Origin of the sequence: Halorubrum californiense DSM 19288, from assembly GCF_000336875.1 — an archaeon.
GTDB lineage: Archaea > Halobacteriota > Halobacteria > Halobacteriales > Haloferacaceae > Halorubrum > Halorubrum californiense.
In genome coordinates this window covers 57,678-74,168 of record NZ_AOJK01000067.1, presented here as the reverse complement: position 1 = coordinate 74,168, position 16,491 = coordinate 57,678, and the positions used below count along the sequence as shown (strand labels likewise).

The following is a 16,491-nucleotide window of genomic DNA, read 5'->3' as shown; positions in this document are numbered from 1 at the left end:
AGGAGAGCCGTTCTGCTACGTAGAAAATCTTCTACAGCTTGTCGAGACTCGCCTTTTCGAAGGGTGATTCTCCGGTCGGAATGAGCAGCTCCTGTCGGTCTCCGACTCGCTCGGCCAGTTTCCGTTTCAGGTACTGCCTCGCCGTCGACGGCGTGAAGACGCCTTTGTCGAGCATATCGCCGACGACGTCTTTGAGGGTCGCGAACTGTCCCTGCAGGTGGCCATCGCCGACCGGCTCGCCGTCGTACCAACGCACCGTCGCGAGCGCGCCATTCCCGACCGTCTCCCCCTGTTCGACTGTCTCCGAGTCGTACTGGAGACCGAACCACAGCGTCCGATAGGCGGTCACTTCGAACGTCGTCGACACCACGAAGAACGCCTCGTGGTGGAGGTAGTCGAGATGGTCAGCGACAATCTCGTCGAGGGGGAGCCCGGTGGCGCGAGGCTTCGGCTCGACGACCGTCGACGGTCGATCCTCGCCGGCGAGGTAGCCGTCGACCGAATCTGCCTCGAGGCCATCGGCCAGTTCCGCCACCCACTGTTTCGCCCACTTTGAGTCGGTGTCGTCGCCACCGAACGGCGACTCAGCCGAGATTCGGTGCTTGAGCTTCAGGTTCGCTGCGCCCCAGTGGCTGTAGTGGAGCGTGTACTGTCCGTCTGTGCGTTCGTACGCAACAAGTGCGCGGTGTCCCATCGAGCAATCACCTCACGGAGCGACCGCGACTGGATCGCCCCGCACCCCTCCCGGGGGACGAACAACGCTACTCGTCGATCGGGCTGAGGGAACCGAGGTCCGCGTGGAGAACTTCGCCGTCGCGAACGACGTACCGCTTGGCCAGGACTGGGAAGCGGCACTTGGTGAACCCCGCTGTCTGGATATCGAGTTCTTCGTCGGCTTCGAGGTGGTCGGCGAGTTCTCGCAAGAACTCGTGGGTCACGATACCGCCCTCGTAGTCCGGGAGGCCGTTCTCCCGCGCCTCGTACACCTCGAAGTCATCGTACCCCCAGATGGTGAGCTCTCCCTCTTCGGTAACCTCCCAATCGAGCGTCCCGAAGCAGTAGCTCTCACAGAGCTCGCGGACTGCCTGCGGATCCGATACGATCGCGCCGGTTGACGTCGTCGCAGCTTGTAGTGTCGCCATATCTGGACTTCACGGGGTCGCCCCCGCACCCCTGTCGGGGGCGAAAAACAGACGCGAGAGGTGCCTCCCGAGGCGCGGCCGGCGACTCCAGTTAGGAGTCTGCGTGGGCATCCGCCCCGGCTTCGTCGCCCGGCCTCGTGAGAAGGCTCACCTCTTCCAGGAGGTCTCTCGCCGACTCGACTCGCTCTCGATCCGCGTCGTCCAACCGGTCGACGTCGAGTCGGTTGAGATTGCTGAGTATACGATGCATCCGGTACCCTTGTTTGAACTCTTGCTCCATCGGAAGCGCCTCACCGCTCGCCGGCGCGGAACGACTCCCCATCGAGACTGGCGTCGGGCTTGCAGGAGCTCGCGGCCTTAACCAACGAACCTCGACACTACTCGCAGGGTGTTGGTTAATCGATGCCCAGCACTGGCCCTACTCGAGACTGGGTCCGTAGCGAGCCGAGCCACACACCCGGCACTCCCACATCGGTTGCCCCGTCCACACCCCATTCGGGACCGACTCGTGGGTCTTGAACTGGTGGTCGGTCGCCCGTCCACAGTTTTGACAGTCGAGTTCCTGCGTCGTCGGTACCGACGACACCTGGCGATCAGCCGCAGCCGCGCCAGTGGATTCGGTCAGCGCCATCGCTGGAACCAGCCACACCGCGTCGTCGGCGTCGTCGAGGACCGCACCGAGACGCGACGCGTCGCGGATGCCGTCCCCACGCTGGTCGTAGAGCCGCGTCGGGGCCTGCTCCTGACGCTCCGACGCTCCCTGCTCGTGCCACCCAGCCCGGTCACGGGCGGCACTGAGAAGCCGCTCTCCCTCCTCTGAGGCCACCTGTACCGCGTCGGGGAGTGAGGGCCATTGCTCGACCAGCTGGCGCGCCGGTGGTTCGTCGAGATCGTAGATGAGGGTGTAGTCGTCGACGGCCGGCTCCGCCTCGTTGGCGGAGAGGAGGTTCGCCGCGGCGCCGCCCTTCGCCACGGCGCCGTAGAACGTGGTCGACTCGACGATCAGGTGGACGATACCGAGGAACGTCGTCGACGCTGTCTCGTTCGTTCTAGTGGCGTCACTTCCGAGATGGTTGGTGAGACAGAACCGGCATTTCGTCTGCCCGTCTGGGACTGACGCCCCACAGGACCGGCACTCGCCGTCGGTTACCGTCGGCGCATCGGGGTAACCCCCCGTGCTCTTCGCGACGCGTTGCCGTCGGGGGTCACCTTCACACCCGTCGTCCAGCCGCGTATCCGGAATGTGGGACGCCTCGCCGGTCGGCCGCAGTTCCTCAAAGTCGGAGTAACGACCGTTCATAGATACCACCCTGCGGAAACCGGACCTCGCAGCTGAGGGAAGGATTGTTTTCGCTTGCCTACGCTACCGCCGTTGCCGGTGGAAGACTCCATTCTCCACCTGACTATATTAATACATTTAAGCATAGATCGAGTTGTGAGTTGCATGGAGGTCCGTCGGACTGTCCCAGTCAAACTCGACGTGACTGACGAGCAGGCGGACCTGCTTCACGAGACGATTGGCGAGTTCCTGTGGGCAGCCAATTACGTCGTGGACGCTGCGTGGGACGGCGAATGGGCTGAAACCCGTTCGTCCGCCCTGCATGAGATGACCTATGACGAAGTTCGCGAGCAGACGCGACTCCACAGCAACCACGTCCAATCGGCTCGTAACCGTGCTGTTGACGCGCTCAAGAGCGTCGTCGCCGAGTGGAAGAACGGCGAGTACGCTTCGATTCCGACGTTCTCCTCGCCGTTCTGCGAATACAACCAGCGCAACGCCACGTTCCACGACGACCACGCCGTGTTGTCTACTGTCGATGGACGTGTCACCGTCGAGTACGCCTTGCCCGACAGGGCCCGTGACACGCCCCACTCGAAGTACCTGCATTCTGAACGGTGGGAGACGACAGGCGCGACACTCCACTACCGTCGTGGCGATTTCTACCTCCACGTCCGAACAAAGGCGGATGTGGACGATCCCAAACCCGCCGAGAACGGAACGGTCCTCGGTGTGGACCTCGGGATTGAGAACATAGCCGTCACCTCGACTGGTGTGTTCTGGTCTGCCGACGAACTCAACCACTGGCGGCAGGAGTACGTCGAGCGCCGCAAGTCGCTGCAGGAGTGTGGCTCGCGGTGGGCCCACGAGAATGTCCAAGCGGTCGGACGCAAGGAGACGGGCCGCTTCGAGCAGTACCTTCACCATATCGCGAACGACCTCGTCGCTGAAGCGAGCGAGAGCGGTTGTACGGTAATCGCCTTCGAGGACCTGACGGATATCCGAGATCGGATGCCCGACGTCCGCAAGTTCCACGAGTGGGCATTCAACCGCCTGTATGACTTTGTCTCGTACAAGGCCGAGGAACGCGGAATTCAAGTTGAGCAGGTAAACCCGAAGAACACGTCCCGGCGGTGTTCGTCGTGTGGATTCACCCACGAGGACAACCGCCCGTCGCAGGACACTTTTCGCTGTCAGTCCTGTGGGTATGAGAATCACGCGGACTACAACGCATCGAAGAACATCGGCTATCGACTCCTTCGCAACCAAACTGGCGGCGAAGGAGGCGCACCCGTAGGCGTGCGCTTGAACACCGGGATGCTGAACGCGAACGGAGTCAAACCCATACCGGATTCGGTTAGAGCGGGAGTCCATGGTGAAGGTCCGTCTCTTTAGACGGGTTAGCTTACAGAGTAGTCTACAGAGAATTTCGTTCGTCTTCGTGTTTAAGTCGTAGCGTGGATAGACCGATGTGCAGTACAGACGGAGAGACAGTGGACTGCCTCAGGCGACCTGTTCCTCCAACGTATCTCGGTGTGCCCGGACAGTCGCCTTCGAGGCGTTCGCCACGTCCGCGGCCTCGGATTGCGTCAGCCATCGGCCCTTGTCGCGACCGGCCTTGTAGAGGCAGGCCGCGGCGAACCCGGCTGGATGGACACCCGTCGTGACGCCGCGCTCTTCGGCCTGCTCTGCGAGGGTTCGGGCCCGTTGTCGGATTTCGTCCGGACACTCGAGGTCCGAGGCGAGCCGCGGCACGAACATGCTGGGGGAGACGGGCTTAGCAGGGAGGCCCAGCTCTTCGTTCAGCGTTTTGTACGCGTTCGTGACCCGTGACTCCGCGACGCGGGCCATCTCGCTGACGTCGTCCACTAACCGCGAGAGGCCGTTACACCGGCAGGCTCCGTAGACGCTGGCCGCGGCGATGGCTTCGATGGATCTGCCACGAAGCAGATCCTCGTTCTGAGCGCTCCGAAAGAGCTGACACGCCTGGTCGCGGACCGAATTGGAGAGTTCGAGGGCGCTCGCCAGCCGGCGCACTTCACCCAGCCCGTGGGCGAGATTCCGTTCTGCTTTCGACCGCCAGCGACCACGGGTCTGCTCACGGCGCATCCGCGCGAGTCGCCGTCGCTTCTGCCCAGAGATCTCGTTCCCCTTCGCGTCGGTGCCACGACCGATTTCCGTCGACAGGCCGCGATCATGGCGAGCAGCAGTGAGTGGGGCGCCCGTTCGTTCGCGCTCCTCGTCGTCGTACGCCCGCCACTCCGGCCCGTGGTCGATTCGCTGTTCATCGATGACCAGCCCACAGTCCTCGCAGACCGTTTCGACCGCGTTCGTGGTGACTCGTCCGTCGCACTCGGGACACTGGTTTGTGGTCGGTTCGGCTTGGACGTCTTCGTCAAATCCGCTCTCGTAGATGTCTCTGGTTGCCATCGGTCTCACCGTGTTCAGGAACCCGCCAGAACGGCGCGCCCCTCACCCTCTGAAGGGAAAATAAACGCTATCGTTTGGATATGACTCAGGTGTCAAAGGCAGTAATAGACTCATTCATTTACTGACAATAATATTAGCTATTTGGAAAAAAGATCTTGAAATTTTAATTTTATATTTACTGTGGATGGGCTCTGGCGGACCTAAAATACAGTTGGATTAAACAACTTTCTTAACAATATCTCTGGTAGAGAAGATATGCCAAGTGTACCCATAATCGAAAATATTGGGATATCGCCATTCTACATAGGGGTTATTTCAACCACTTTGGTTTTTCTTATAATCGTACCCGTATGGAAGAAATTCAAGCCAGTAATTGATGACTTGGGGGAAAAACAACCGGTAAATGCCCTCAACCATATCCGGCGTGCCTTGCGAAAAGGGTGGTTACGCAAGGGAGTTCTGTTGGCTTATGGAGCGATCCTCTTGGCCTCTGTTACAGCTGTGTTAGAATTAAACCAGACCATTGATCTCGTCCCCTCGCAGGGAGATAATCAATTAACCATAATGGCTCCTGTCTTTGGGGCCTTTGGCTCAATTGCTCTCTCATTTGGTTTGGTTATCTTATATGATCGCCAGGCGCGAGTATTAGCACAACAGTACCAACCATATCTAACGGGTGATTTAGAAAACCGGAGTGCCGTCACTACCCAATTTGTGATTAGAAATACCGGGGAAGACTATGCGCATAATATTACAGCAGAGTGGGAAGTAGCTGGTGAAACACGAAAGTGGGAGACACCAGACCTCGCACCGGGCGACACCGCTGCGTTTCCAGTAGTCGTGGATGATGATGATGGATGGATTATGAACACAGATCAAATACGAGACTATTTAGAGGACAATGGTAATTCGCTTGATATTGACTTCACAATTAAATGTGAGGATCAGATGGATATGGCCCATACCTTCTCCGGCACAGTTGATTTCGGCGTCATGAGTCAGAGACAAGAGGCGAGTGAGATATGGGAGGTGGACCCCATTGATTCCTTGGCTTCTAGTGCCGCGAACATTGAGGCATCAGTCGATAAAATTGCCTCAGATTTTGATGATCGAAGGGATGAACAAAAGTGGCAAAATAGGTGGACAAAACAACAAGCAATCAAAACTATTGTCTCAGAGACAGGTACGATTTCTATCTCAGTTTTAAAAAGGTTGGTTAGAGAAAAAGAGTCATCATTGGAGTACCGCCTCTCAGAATTGGAAGAAGCTGGGTACTTGGTGTACAACGAGAGATCGGGGGAGATTCGGAGCAAACCAAGCTCCCGAACGAACCACACTTTATCAGAGTTCCCGTGAAAACAAATCCACTTGCTGAGGTCTTCAAAGACCGTGCTTGCGCTAACTGCGGCTCTGGGTCTGTACAGAATCAGGTATATAGATTTATAGGAACAGATGACCGCAACATTCAGCTTTGTAACAGCTGTCTGATCGAGCTTAGGAGACGTGCGGGAGGTCAAAGATTGTGCGCGTTTTGTGGCTCACTAGCGAAATATGCAACCTGGGAGCTTGAGACTACAAAATCACTGGGCACAATGACGTTTGATGACGGAAATAATATTCATGAATTCTGGCTACTTTGTGACAAGCATTTTACATACCTCTACAGAGCCTCAAAAATGAGAGTTAAGCAGAGACAACTAACTGATTATACAGCTGACAATTGAGCATTTCCAAAAAAGGTATATTTTCTTATATATTCTAATCCTATCTCAATATCAACTCCACCCCTCCAAGGGACAAATAACTGGTCCTGTCTCGATAGCGGCCAATTCTCTCAGCACACACGCCCAAAGACGAGATCTCGGCTGCGCGCGCAGCGAAGCGAGCACGGAGCGGTGGGTGGGGAGGTGGGGCTTGGGTCGGGTCCGGCACTCAATAAAAAAGAGGCTGCTCCGATTGTCTATTCGTCCCACCAGCGGCCGCGCTCTGGGAAATGAAGGGTCGACCAGCCAGTGACCGCTAGTGAGACGCGTCCTTCGTACCAATTTCTCGCTGCTCCGTGGATGCGCACCCGTTCACCCTCTTCAACCCAGGGAGCATTCGATTTCTCCCAGATCGTTACCTTCGTTTGCCCGCTCTCATCCGCGATGAGGCCAACTTGAGCGATGGCTGGCGAGTCACTATCCCAAAGCACCTCGATTTGACCTTCAACACTCACTTCTTTGCGATCGACATCCTCGAGGGCGTCGATGGGCACGGTGCCCCCCGGGGCTGTCTGCAACTCCTCGAACACCCGCACGACCGCACTCGTCATGTCCGAGCCGTCGACGACTGCGTCGGCCAGGCGTCGACTGATCGCCGCCCGCGACCAGCCATCCAACCGTGTCGCGAGTCGGTCTGCCTCCGTGTTCACCGTCGCCAGTTCGTCTTGGGTGAGCTCCGCTCGGGGATCATCTCGTTCGGGGTCGGCCATCGGATCCAGGCTCGCGGCACGCTTCTGGAATTTTTGCCGACGCTGCTTGCTCCCTTGGGCGGCGACCTCCCGCGTGCGCTGCTCCCGGCCCTCCTGCGTTCCCAGCTCGGCCTGGGCACTGATGCGCTCCAGTTCTGCTTCCCGCGCCTGAATGCGCTCTTCCTGTTCGAGGGTGACACCGTGAATCCGTTCCTCGCTCGTGTCCGCGATCCCGTTCGGGTGGTTCGCATCCACCTTTGCCTGCGTCTCCTGCTTGACTGCCGCCTCGAACTCCGGCGTCTCGTCGACGACCGGGAAGCCGTCTTCATCGACCGTCTGACCGCCCGCTTTCTCGAATGCCTGTTCATCCACCGTAACGACCTTGCTACTAGAGCTGTTACTTGACATTGGTCTCACCAAAGACCGAAGGCGCGCACGCGCCGACACCGCGATGCTCCAACATCGCGGTTTTCCGACGACAACGACCGACAGAACCATCTGCGCGCTCTCGCTCGCGCCTTCGCGAGCGCCCTACTGGGCGCGAGCGAGAGCGCGCCCGAGTGCGGCGATCCCAACCAGCACCGCGCGCCGACCCGCCCGGAGCGAGCGACCAGCGGAGAAAGCGTGGGGGGTGAGCAGCCACGCCGCGCAGCCCCCCGCGCTTTCCCGCTGGCGTCGAGGGCACATTCATTTTAGCCCGGCAGTCCGCCCGCTACTGCAGGCAGACCGTCCGGAATGGTCGGTCGCGAGCGACGCGGAGGGCGGAAAGCGGCGAGCGGTGCGAGCCGATGAGTATCACACCAGCCAGCCGAGGAACCTACTGCTGGCTGAATACGCTGCCGCTGAATCGTTCGATCAGCTGCGAATATAGGCGGCTACACAACGCCCAAGAAGAGCAGTACTGAAAGTACAACCAGCTTGAAAAGCGAGCGACCAGCGGATCGACATCCACTCCGGAACCCCGGAGCGTCCGCTCGCTGGTGTCACAGCGACACCACGGCGGCACCTTACGGGTCTGTACGCTATTCGTTGGGAGCCACCGCGTCCTCCTCGACGGGGAACCACTGGTGGTCGTCCCACTGGAACCGCACGGGCCGTGCCGTCGGCCTGACCGCAGTGTTCGTCGCCTGTTCGAGCAGCGTCCGCGAGGCGACGAGGTCGGCGTGCCCCTCGAAGCCACACGGACAGGTCAACGTCTCGCGATGCCGGCGCGTCTGCTCGCGTTCGCCGCACTCCGGACACGTCTGGGAGGTCCACGCTTCGGAGGTTGCTGCCACGTCGATCCCGTACTCTTCGCAGACGTTCGCTAGCTGATCGAGACACTGCCGGTGTGCCCAGAAGGTGCGGGCTTTCAGGTTCGCCTCGACCGACCAGTACTCGCCGAGGACGCCGGTGAGATCGCCGTGATAGATGGTTGCGACGCCATCGTCGTGCAAACGCTCAACCAGATCACGGAGGAGCGCGTTTACGGCGTGGTCTCGTCGGCGAGAGCGCTTCCGATAGAGCCGCTGGATTCGCTTGCTGGTCTGCTGTCCATCCGGCAGCTTTGCCTTGGCGTCGGCGATGCGCTCGGTGGTTTCACGGAACTGTCGGAACGGCTCCTGGCCGCTGTAGCAGTACTGGTCGCCGGCCGTCGTCGTACACGCCACGAGGACGTTCGCGCCGATATCGAGCGCGGCGACGTCCGAACCAGTCGGCGTCGCCTGCCCTTGGTCGGAGACCGTCACCGGCTGGTGGGCACGATACGTCTCGTTGATGTCGTCGTAAGTGAGGTGAAGACGGCCCTGCTCGCCCTGCCAATGCGGGTCGCCTTGGACCGCAACCCGGAGCCGCTCGAACCGACTGAAGCCGTACTCGTCTTTGAGCTGGCTGCCGATGGGCACTTCAAGCCGAGAGCGCTCGCCCCAGCTGATCGTGTAGGCGTCCTTGCGGATGTAGGTCCGCAAGTCGCGGCCATCGGCTTGGTTCCCCCAGTAGCCGGGTGGACTGACCTCCTGGGCGGCCTCCTCGACCGTCTCGAAGAACGACCGCCAAGCGGCGTCGTTGACGCGCGTGACTTGCTGCGTCGTCGCCGACCCTAAGACGTCCACGTACTCGTCGTAGTAGTCTTCGCAGTCCCAGACGCTCTCGCCGGCGAAGAACTGCTGCCGGCGCTCGTAGGTGAGTTGGTTCCAGAGGCTCGCTGACGCATCGAGGAGTCGTCGGAGGATTGTGTCGGCCTGTTCCGACTGGGGTACAACCTCGAAGGAGTTGGTTCGTCTCATCGGTCGGACTCGCCCCACATTCGCGGTACGTAGCCCAGCTGTTCGATATCGTCCGCGTAGTCTCGGAGAAGCCCTACAAGAACGATTTCGGGGATGCCGTCCTCGGCTTGTTCGACCAACCACTCTTCTAGGTCGACTTCAGCCTCCTCGATTTCGGTGAGGTCAACCGACATCGGTTATCGAGCCTCCGACTGTCGATTCACCTGTTGCTGTTGGTAGTGTCGCATCTCGAATCACCTGTGCTGTGCAGGTTCGATTGACCGCGCCTGCACCCTTTGCAGGCGCTCAAAAAACAGAATATTTGCATACGATGGACCGAAGTAAGGTACGAGACGACTATCTTCGTTGAATCAAGCCGCTGGAACTGAAGACCCTGATTTTACGATCTTGTGAGTTCAGAGTAACGCTGTTGTAACCGTTCCACCATCTGATCTTCTGGTATTCCTAGATTCGACAGAAGTACAGTTTCGAGGATAGCTCTCAATCGTAGAATTAGAGGATGAAGTTCATCTGTGTCAGCCCGGGGAGTAATGCTCTCGTCATAATGAGTCAGATAATTCCGAGTATTCACAATCTCATTCACGGTTGCCTCGATATCCATAGGTAGCTCCTCAAAGATATTCTCATGTTCTGAAACCATTTGAGATAATCTCTTTCTGAGAGAATACTCATTCGCATATTTGAATGTCCCCTGCTCCAGATGATCTCGGAAACTCTCATCAAATCTATCAGGGATACTCTCACAAAGATTATCATAAAACTCCTCAAACTCGTCATCGGTGAGATATTGACCACCAATTTCTCTTCGATGATATGTCTCTATCGCCTGTGTGAGAGAGAGGAGTTGATTTTGAAGATACATTTCTGAGTTATACTGTACGCTGAAATAGAGATTATAAACAGGTTCTAATTCCTCGTAGTGCTCAAACCAATTGTTCATAACCTCAGAAAAGTCATCAACGATATCGGCAAGGACAAAATTCGCTTTCAGCGGATGGAGACTATCCGGCAACTTGAGATCGCCACTTGTAGAAAACATTATTTCTACATCATTATATCCTGGCTGCTCATTTCGTTCTAAACGTCCGAGCATCATAGACGCTTGAACTTCTTTGCCGGTTGCTAAGGTGATGAAATCTTGTAGTGTTCCAGAGTAGTTAATTGAATCGTCATATGAAATCTGGTCTGAATCAGGGATAATATCAAAGTAGACCTCTTCATCAATTGATACACCGCCCACTCGACCCATATTAAAATCAGCGTTAAAAATTAGCTTGAGTTCCGCATTATCCAGTTCTGCAATAATTGATTCCGGAAATTCATAGGTGATCTCAAACGTATCTCCCGCAGATACTTCTCCTCCTTCAAGAACAGACCCCGAATAGTTGACGCCGGTGACTCCCGACCACTTTGTGAGAAGGGGGAATTGGACACGGAATCTATCGAAATTGATTTGCTCTGAAAAATGTGCTCCTGAAAGGAGAGAGATTGCTTGGTAACTGGAGCTGGTCACTCCTACCCCCTGTGAAGAGGACATAGAATAGCTCCCTCGAATACAGTTTTTTAGGGTGACTCTCTCCCCTTCCGTTGTAATCCCGTGAATAAATTCCGGGCGAAAAACAGTATCGCTGCCCAGATATTCGGGATCCTCATTTAGAGAGGAAAACAATTCTAAGGATACNCTTCCGTTGTAATCCCGTGAATAAATTCCGGGCGAAAAACAGTATCGCTGCCCAGATATTCGGGATCCTCATTTAGAGAGGAAAACAATTCTAAGGATACACCTTCAGAGGGCGAGAACGAGGCTATTCCGCCGACTTTTTCATCAGGACTCTCAGGGAGCCACCAATAGCCTCGGTACTCTCTTTCCTCAATCATGATTCTGGATTGTGTCTTGTATCATATTTCACTCTCGGTCGAACTGTAGTTGGTATCTTCCCTCAGTTTCATTCACATCTACTTCTTCCAAGTCACTTGCGTCACTATCGCTTAATAGGTCCTGCACTTCTTTCGCAGTACGGCTTTCTTGTGAATTACTGACCTCCATTCCAACGAACTTCATAACTGTGAATTTTATATCCTCATAACCTCCACTGATAAGTAACCCACATAACAAAACTAGCATAAAAAACAGCATTGAGTGCCACCACACTCCGGTTGTGACTGCATTATACAAAGAAAATAGAGCAACCAATAGGAAGAGAAGTTTGGCTATCAAGGTGTCTAATTCAGACTCATTAAACACCTTCCGCAGAGAGTCTATCATCAATCTCTATACAGCGGGCTATGATGTGGGGTGACTTGAAAGTATGATGTTCGCTTATATACTCAGACAGTCGTTCTCCGCGTTAAACTGAATGTCTGTTATTGTTGGGAAAATAACACGGTTTGTGTGGATATGTTCCCAACTGTCGGCTTTGGCACATACAACGTTTGTCATCAGTCAAATAGCCGGCGAGCGACGCGGAGGGCGGCAGCGGCGAGCGGGGCGGGCCGGTACGTACACACCTGTCCAGCCGGTCACGTCGCTCGGCCAGTCAGCCACGGTCCTGGCGGACTCAGAAAGGGCGAGGCCGCCTCGGTCGTCCCCCGACCCCGCAAGCACCGCAGGGACGAGGCGCGCAGCGGCGGTCGCGGGACGTCGAGCGGCCGAGGGCTTTCAAATGTCCTCTCCCACCGAATCAGACTAGCAATCAGTCAGCTGTCGCCGACGACCAGGTCCTCGATGAACCGGAAGCCGTTGACGAACGTCACTGAATCCCCGTAGCCCTCGCTCGCGAGCACGGTTTCGGCCCCCTCGCCGGCCGCGATATCCGTCGTGTAGATGTAGACCTCAGTCGCGGTTCCCGCACTGAGATGCTGGGCAGCCAGGGCGGCGAGGGCGGCGTCGGCACGCTCTACTTCGTCGGCGGGCCGGTCGTCGGCGTTCGCGATGTACCGCTGGATCCCGTCCATCACCCGTGAGACGACAGGCTCGGCGAACTCGAGTGGCGCCGCAACCGTCGCCCAGCCCTCGTCGATCGCGGTGTCAACTGGCACGTCCTCGACGTCCGGATCGTCGACGGTCAGCTCCTCGTACACCCGTTCGGGAAGGACCAAGGTGATGTCGTTCCGGCGGGCGAACCGCCGAACGGCTTGGTACCGACTGTTCGAGGGCTGCCCCATCGCGACGAACAGGCCGGTGTCGGCGATGTGGACCCGGCTCACGCGTCGTCAGTGTCGTCGATGTCCAGCTCGTCGAGTCCCGCCCCTGCTTCCTCGATGTCGTAGTGCTCGTGGACGACAGGGCGGAGCGCCTGCAGAATCATCTCCGCGGCCAGCGGCGAAATATCGAGGTCCTCGGCCATCAGGCGGTGGGTCACCTCGCCGCGCCCCCGAGCGACGGCATAGGTGAGCGCGGTCGCGAGGCCGGCGACGCCGTGGCGGTCGATGTAGGTGTCGATGTCGGCGTCCGTCTCGCGGCGCCCGACGGCGTCGATGAGCGCCGGCGTAATCGTGTACTCGCGGTCACCGGCGGCCGTCGTCACGGTCAGGTCGATCTGGCGGGCGGCGTACCGACGGGGTTGCTCGTCGTTGGTAACGTCGACGACGCCGGCGTCGACGAGCCGGTTCACGTAGCTGTAGGCCGTCCCCTGGGCGAGATCCAAGTCGTCCATCACGTCTTGGACGGTCGCCTCGCCCTCCCGAGTAAGGTACGCATACAGCTGAGCCAGCTGTGGCTCCTCGAGGAGGTCCGCGACCGAGAGGAAGTCCTGGACGATGTCGCCGTCGGCGCGATTTGAGGTGCGTGACACGGATCGTTCTTGATTACAGTTTACAGCGAATCAGTAAAGAGTGTTTGGGTCACTCCGCCGGCCTCGTGACGAGGTGTTCCTCAAGGTCACGCGTCCAGTAGGTAGCGAGCCCGCCTGGACTACAGTGCTCGCACAGTTGCAACGGGCCTTCGAGGTGCCCGAGTTCCACGCGGAACCGCGTGAGCGCAGCTAGCGTGTCGACGACCAGCCCACAGCCGTCACAGGCGACGTGATCGCGCTCGTCGGGATCCGGCTCCGTCTGAATCGCACAGTCGACACAGATCGGGTGGGTAACCCGGTCGTCCTGCCCCCAGGTGTGGGCCTCGCCAGTCTCGGTTCCGGGCGGCGCGTCGCAGAACGCGCAGCCGACGAGTGTCTGCTGCATCACTCGACCTCCGCGTCGGCGTCGCGGCCGGCCGTCCAGCCACGGTGGAAGACGGCTAGCTGCGTCGATGAGTCGAATGCGGTGCCGCTCGGCTCGTGGATCAATACTTGGTCCTCAGGAACCGGAGTGACGACGTCCGCGTAGCCGAGGTCGTTGACTAGGTTCTGGGCAGTCGTGTCGTCGACGTCCGCGGTGTCGACGCTGGCGGCGTCGCGGTCCTGGGCGAGCTGTTCTTTCTCGAACTGTTCGTAGTCGGCACTCGTGTCGTCGTGAGGATCGGGACCAGGCATGGTGAGTCACGTCGCGCACGCTGTCGCGCGCTGCACGCCTCCCGGCGCCGACAAACAACTCATGGCGTACAGATTCGGTACCCCTCGGATCGCCCGTCCGCCAGGATACACTCATTCGAGGAGTCGGGCGGAGGGTGGGGGCAAGGAAAGGAGTCCAACCTCAGCGTTAACCAACACTGTGTCGGTTTCAGCTGAGAATGTTGGTTAAGGCTAGCCGCTACGGGGTTCGAAGATCTCGAACTGGCTTCACGACGAAGGTGTCTGGCTCGCTGGCTGCTCCCTCACCTGATTGTTCCGCCGTCGTCGAGGGCGACCCTGTGAGCTGGGCGATGAGCTCGTCGCGAACGATCCGTCGAGGGACGGTGGTCTCGTGCCAGCCCAGCCGGTCGTCGAAGTGCCGTTTCTGGAACTGCTCGTCGACGTCGTCGCTGGCGACGTACTGCGTCCGCGTCGACCGCCCGACCTGCCGGGAGACGAAGACGGCGCCCACGGCCTCGTGCGTGAGTTCGACGAGAGCACACTCCACGAGGGCAACGACCGACGTTTGATCTCGGTCAGTCGGGACCACTACCTCAAGGTCTGCCCACGGCGCCTGGTCGTCCGGGGTACTTGCCGCTTGATGCGCAGATCGTGTCTCGCTGCGTCGTTCCGAAGCCATCGTCTATCGGGGGCACGGGATGCGCCCCGCCACCCCCTCGCGGGGGCAATAGACTCCACCTGAACACACCCGCTCAATCTATGCGATAAATCTGATACGTTTCTGAATCCAAGATCCCAATGACGGCCCCTCGGCCTGAGAGAGCCGGCGGCCTTCGCACATTGCATATCGCCTCTTCCTTTGGACGAAATCCGCGATATGCAAGAGGATATGACGGTTTCAAATCGCAGAAGAACCCCGTCGGGCCGATTTGAGGCCGTAGAAAATACCTCGACGAGTTCAGGAATAATCCCGTGATCTCTAAAATTGCTCGACGACAGGGTAACGATGGCAATATCGGGCGTATCTGGATTTCTCCGGTTCGATAGGTCACCTGTTCTGAGATCCTCGAGGTCTCCCAGCGAGGCACTTCGAATCGAGAAAACCCCGATTCTCTCGATACTGGTCGTGTTAGCCGCTAAAATTGCTCGACGAGGATTCTAAACAATCTGGTTCTGTTCTACAATCTAAGCCTCGAAAAACTGAGGTGTGACTCTTTGAATATTCGTGATTAGCTGTTAGTCGTCGGGATTGAACTCGTCGAACAGGTCTACAACGCGCTGTTCGATATCGTCCCGAATCTCCCGAACCTGTTCCATCTCTTGACCATCGGGATCGTCAAGCGCCCAGTCACGGACATCGACCGTTTCTGCATCGAGTTCGAGCGTCGAGCACCCCATAGTCGCGACGATGTCGCACGATTCCAGTTCATCAGTTGAGACTTCTCGCGGCGTTCGCTCGGAGAGGTCGAATCCCTCCTCACCCATTACTTCGACGACTTCCTCGTGAACGTGGTCGGCCGGATGGGTCCCTCCAGTAAGAATTTCGACGCTATCTTCGAGATCACGTCGTTCTCGCTCTCGTTCCGCAAACGCTGTCGACATCTGGCTGCGCCCAGCGTTCTGTACGCACACGAATCCGAATTTCGTCGTCGAATCAGCAGACATACTTATTCGATTCTTTGTCGCGGTCTTTAGGCCTCGTATGAGTACTATATATACCACCAAATTCCTCAATAGACTTGCCAAGTGTCCTCGTGCGGCGTTGTCTCATCTGCGGGATCCATTAAGTGCGACAAGGAGCGCGTCGCCCCGCATGGTAGTCTGGTACTTTCGCCATTTCCCGTCTTTCCGGCGAGTCACGAGTCCAGCCTCAGTGAGTTGAGAGAGTGAATGACTAATCGCGCTGTCACTGACATCAAGAAGCGGTGAAAACTCACAGACACAGAGCTCTTCACCGGCTATGTGGAGGATGCGGATAATCTTGTATCGCGTCTCGTTGGCAAGGGCTGATAATACACCTACGTCCGCCTCAAGCGCAGGCCCACCAGCTGCGGCGTCAAGCTCTTCAAGTTCATCCAGTCGTTGTGCCACCTCTTCATCACCACAGCCACCGCGTTCGTCTGTAAGATATCGTTGTAACCGCTCGGTCGATGACATGGCTCTGATTTTAGCATATAATAAAGTAAGTGTTGTGTACGGAGCCACGGGTTTCTAATTGATATTGTACATTTGGCTGCTTAGTACACCGTCGACCATCTTAACGAATGGACAACCGTTTGTTCGAGGGAAGCAGAAGCTTAGTACGGTGTCTTGACGCCTTTGGTCTTACCACACTGTCACAAAAGCCGTTTCTCCTGATCCTCCGTCTCGAAGATACTGACCAAAGCGCTTATACACATATGAACAAACAGTAAAATGAGCCAAATCGAATCTCCTCAGTGCTGGAGATGATTCGGTGTATCGCCTACTCAATTGA

The 16,491-nt window shown here is 57.5% G+C and carries 19 protein-coding genes; 2 read left to right on the top strand and 17 right to left on the bottom strand.

From position 1 onward, the window contains the following. Positions 1 to 31 precede the first annotated feature (31 nt). The 4 genes from C463_RS14000 to C463_RS13985 all read right to left on the bottom strand — a co-directional run bounded on the left by C463_RS14000 (position 32) and on the right by C463_RS13985 (position 2,442). On the bottom strand, positions 32 to 694 hold the full coding sequence (locus tag C463_RS14000; RefSeq protein WP_008444945.1) for a DUF6735 family protein: 663 nt from the start codon (positions 692 to 694) through the stop codon (positions 32 to 34). A 67-nt stretch (positions 695 to 761) separates the two neighbouring features. Further along, positions 762 to 1,142, bottom strand: coding sequence for a hypothetical protein (locus C463_RS13995; RefSeq protein WP_008444944.1), 381 nt, complete (start codon positions 1,140 to 1,142; stop codon positions 762 to 764). Positions 1,143 to 1,233: 91 nt separating this feature from the next. Beyond that, complete coding sequence (locus C463_RS13990) at positions 1,234 to 1,422, bottom strand: hypothetical protein (RefSeq protein WP_008444943.1); 189 nt, start codon at positions 1,420 to 1,422, stop codon at positions 1,234 to 1,236. A 138-nt stretch (positions 1,423 to 1,560) separates the two neighbouring features. Then, positions 1,561 to 2,442, bottom strand: a complete 882-nt coding sequence (locus C463_RS13985; RefSeq protein WP_008444942.1) for a biosurfactant protein 1 — start codon at positions 2,440 to 2,442, stop codon at positions 1,561 to 1,563. Positions 2,443 to 2,586: 144 nt separating this feature from the next. Between C463_RS13985 and C463_RS13980 the strand changes: the two genes are divergently transcribed. Next, positions 2,587 to 3,816 carry an RNA-guided endonuclease InsQ/TnpB family protein gene (locus C463_RS13980; RefSeq protein WP_008444941.1) on the top strand — a complete coding sequence of 410 codons (1,230 nt, stop codon included), beginning with the start codon at positions 2,587 to 2,589 and terminating at the stop codon, positions 3,814 to 3,816. A 108-nt stretch (positions 3,817 to 3,924) separates the two neighbouring features. Here the strand turns inward: C463_RS13980 and C463_RS13975 are convergent, their stop codons facing one another. After that, a complete protein-coding gene (locus C463_RS13975; RefSeq protein ID WP_008444940.1) occupies positions 3,925 to 4,851 on the bottom strand; it encodes a transcription initiation factor IIB in 927 nt (308 codons plus the stop codon). Positions 4,852 to 5,106: 255 nt separating this feature from the next. On the opposite strand from C463_RS13975, the gene C463_RS18840 reads away from it, so the two are divergent. Beyond that, positions 5,107 to 6,207: a hypothetical protein gene (locus C463_RS18840; protein WP_137695260.1), complete on the top strand. Its 1,101-nt coding sequence runs from the start codon at positions 5,107 to 5,109 to the stop codon at positions 6,205 to 6,207. A gap of 604 nt (positions 6,208 to 6,811) precedes the next feature. Here the strand turns inward: C463_RS18840 and C463_RS13970 are convergent. From C463_RS13970 to C463_RS18055, 12 genes are all read right to left on the bottom strand, one after another. Continuing rightward, positions 6,812 to 7,711: a hypothetical protein gene (locus tag C463_RS13970; protein WP_008444937.1), complete on the bottom strand. Its 900-nt coding sequence runs from the start codon at positions 7,709 to 7,711 to the stop codon at positions 6,812 to 6,814. Between the two features lie 614 nt (positions 7,712 to 8,325). Further along, the gene (locus tag C463_RS13965) at positions 8,326 to 9,567 is read right to left on the bottom strand and encodes an IS200/IS605 family transposase (RefSeq protein WP_008444936.1); all 1,242 of its coding nucleotides are present in this window, start codon (positions 9,565 to 9,567) and stop codon (positions 8,326 to 8,328) included. Then, positions 9,564 to 9,740 (bottom strand): hypothetical protein, encoded by a 177-nt coding sequence (locus C463_RS19290; protein ID WP_008444934.1) that lies wholly within the window; start codon positions 9,738 to 9,740, stop codon positions 9,564 to 9,566. The genes C463_RS13965 and C463_RS19290 overlap by 4 nt, the downstream gene beginning before the upstream one ends. Positions 9,741 to 9,946: 206 nt before the next feature. Beyond that, positions 9,947 to 11,236 (bottom strand): HEPN domain-containing protein, encoded by a 1,290-nt coding sequence (locus tag C463_RS18835; RefSeq protein WP_239638917.1) that lies wholly within the window; start codon positions 11,234 to 11,236, stop codon positions 9,947 to 9,949. 2 nt (positions 11,237 to 11,238) lie between these two features. Then, complete coding sequence (locus tag C463_RS18830) at positions 11,239 to 11,445, bottom strand: ApeA N-terminal domain 1-containing protein (protein WP_152422423.1); 207 nt, start codon at positions 11,443 to 11,445, stop codon at positions 11,239 to 11,241. 819 nt (positions 11,446 to 12,264) lie between these two features. Continuing rightward, complete coding sequence (locus C463_RS13960) at positions 12,265 to 12,774, bottom strand: hypothetical protein (RefSeq protein WP_008444931.1); 510 nt, start codon at positions 12,772 to 12,774, stop codon at positions 12,265 to 12,267. Beyond that, on the bottom strand, positions 12,771 to 13,361 hold the full coding sequence (locus tag C463_RS13955; protein WP_008444929.1) for a DUF7437 domain-containing protein: 591 nt from the start codon (positions 13,359 to 13,361) through the stop codon (positions 12,771 to 12,773). Before C463_RS13955 ends, C463_RS13960 begins: the two co-directional genes overlap by 4 nt. A 49-nt stretch (positions 13,362 to 13,410) precedes the next feature. Beyond that, on the bottom strand, positions 13,411 to 13,746 hold the full coding sequence (locus tag C463_RS13950) for a DUF7558 family protein (RefSeq protein WP_008444927.1): 336 nt from the start codon (positions 13,744 to 13,746) through the stop codon (positions 13,411 to 13,413). Then, positions 13,746 to 14,036, bottom strand: coding sequence for a hypothetical protein (locus C463_RS13945; protein ID WP_008444926.1), 291 nt, complete (start codon positions 14,034 to 14,036; stop codon positions 13,746 to 13,748). The genes C463_RS13950 and C463_RS13945 overlap by 1 nt, the downstream gene beginning before the upstream one ends. A gap of 217 nt (positions 14,037 to 14,253) precedes the next feature. Next, the gene (locus C463_RS13940) at positions 14,254 to 14,694 is read right to left on the bottom strand and encodes a hypothetical protein (RefSeq protein ID WP_008444924.1); all 441 of its coding nucleotides are present in this window, start codon (positions 14,692 to 14,694) and stop codon (positions 14,254 to 14,256) included. Positions 14,695 to 15,251: 557 nt separating this feature from the next. Further along, a complete protein-coding gene (locus C463_RS13935) occupies positions 15,252 to 15,680 on the bottom strand; it encodes a low molecular weight phosphatase family protein (RefSeq protein ID WP_010890456.1) in 429 nt (142 codons plus the stop codon). A 102-nt stretch (positions 15,681 to 15,782) separates the two neighbouring features. Next, a complete protein-coding gene (locus C463_RS18055) occupies positions 15,783 to 16,172 on the bottom strand; it encodes an ArsR/SmtB family transcription factor (protein ID WP_008444919.1) in 390 nt (129 codons plus the stop codon). Positions 16,173 to 16,491: the final 319 nt, after the last annotated feature.

Excerpts from the sequence above, each read along its gene's own strand:
- C463_RS14000 (WP_008444945.1), bottom strand. The coding sequence starts at position 694 with ATGGGACACCGCGCACTTGTTGCGTACGAACGCACAGACGGACAGTAC.
- C463_RS13995 (WP_008444944.1), bottom strand. The coding sequence starts at position 1,142 with ATGGCGACACTACAAGCTGCGACGACGTCAACCGGCGCGATCGTATCG.
- C463_RS13990 (WP_008444943.1), bottom strand. The coding sequence starts at position 1,422 with ATGGAGCAAGAGTTCAAACAAGGGTACCGGATGCATCGTATACTCAGC.
- C463_RS13985 (WP_008444942.1), bottom strand. The coding sequence starts at position 2,442 with ATGAACGGTCGTTACTCCGACTTTGAGGAACTGCGGCCGACCGGCGAG.
- C463_RS13980 (WP_008444941.1), top strand. The coding sequence starts at position 2,587 with ATGGAGGTCCGTCGGACTGTCCCAGTCAAACTCGACGTGACTGACGAG.
- C463_RS13975 (WP_008444940.1), bottom strand. The coding sequence starts at position 4,851 with ATGGCAACCAGAGACATCTACGAGAGCGGATTTGACGAAGACGTCCAA.
- C463_RS18840 (WP_137695260.1), top strand. The coding sequence starts at position 5,107 with ATGCCAAGTGTACCCATAATCGAAAATATTGGGATATCGCCATTCTAC.
- C463_RS13970 (WP_008444937.1), bottom strand. The coding sequence starts at position 7,711 with ATGTCAAGTAACAGCTCTAGTAGCAAGGTCGTTACGGTGGATGAACAG.
- C463_RS13965 (WP_008444936.1), bottom strand. The coding sequence starts at position 9,567 with ATGAGACGAACCAACTCCTTCGAGGTTGTACCCCAGTCGGAACAGGCC.
- C463_RS19290 (WP_008444934.1), bottom strand. The coding sequence starts at position 9,740 with ATGTCGGTTGACCTCACCGAAATCGAGGAGGCTGAAGTCGACCTAGAA.
- C463_RS13950 (WP_008444927.1), bottom strand. The coding sequence starts at position 13,746 with ATGCAGCAGACACTCGTCGGCTGCGCGTTCTGCGACGCGCCGCCCGGA.
- C463_RS13945 (WP_008444926.1), bottom strand. The coding sequence starts at position 14,036 with ATGCCTGGTCCCGATCCTCACGACGACACGAGTGCCGACTACGAACAG.
- C463_RS13940 (WP_008444924.1), bottom strand. The coding sequence starts at position 14,694 with ATGGCTTCGGAACGACGCAGCGAGACACGATCTGCGCATCAAGCGGCA.
- C463_RS13935 (WP_010890456.1), bottom strand. The coding sequence starts at position 15,680 with ATGTCTGCTGATTCGACGACGAAATTCGGATTCGTGTGCGTACAGAAC.
- C463_RS18055 (WP_008444919.1), bottom strand. The coding sequence starts at position 16,172 with ATGTCATCGACCGAGCGGTTACAACGATATCTTACAGACGAACGCGGT.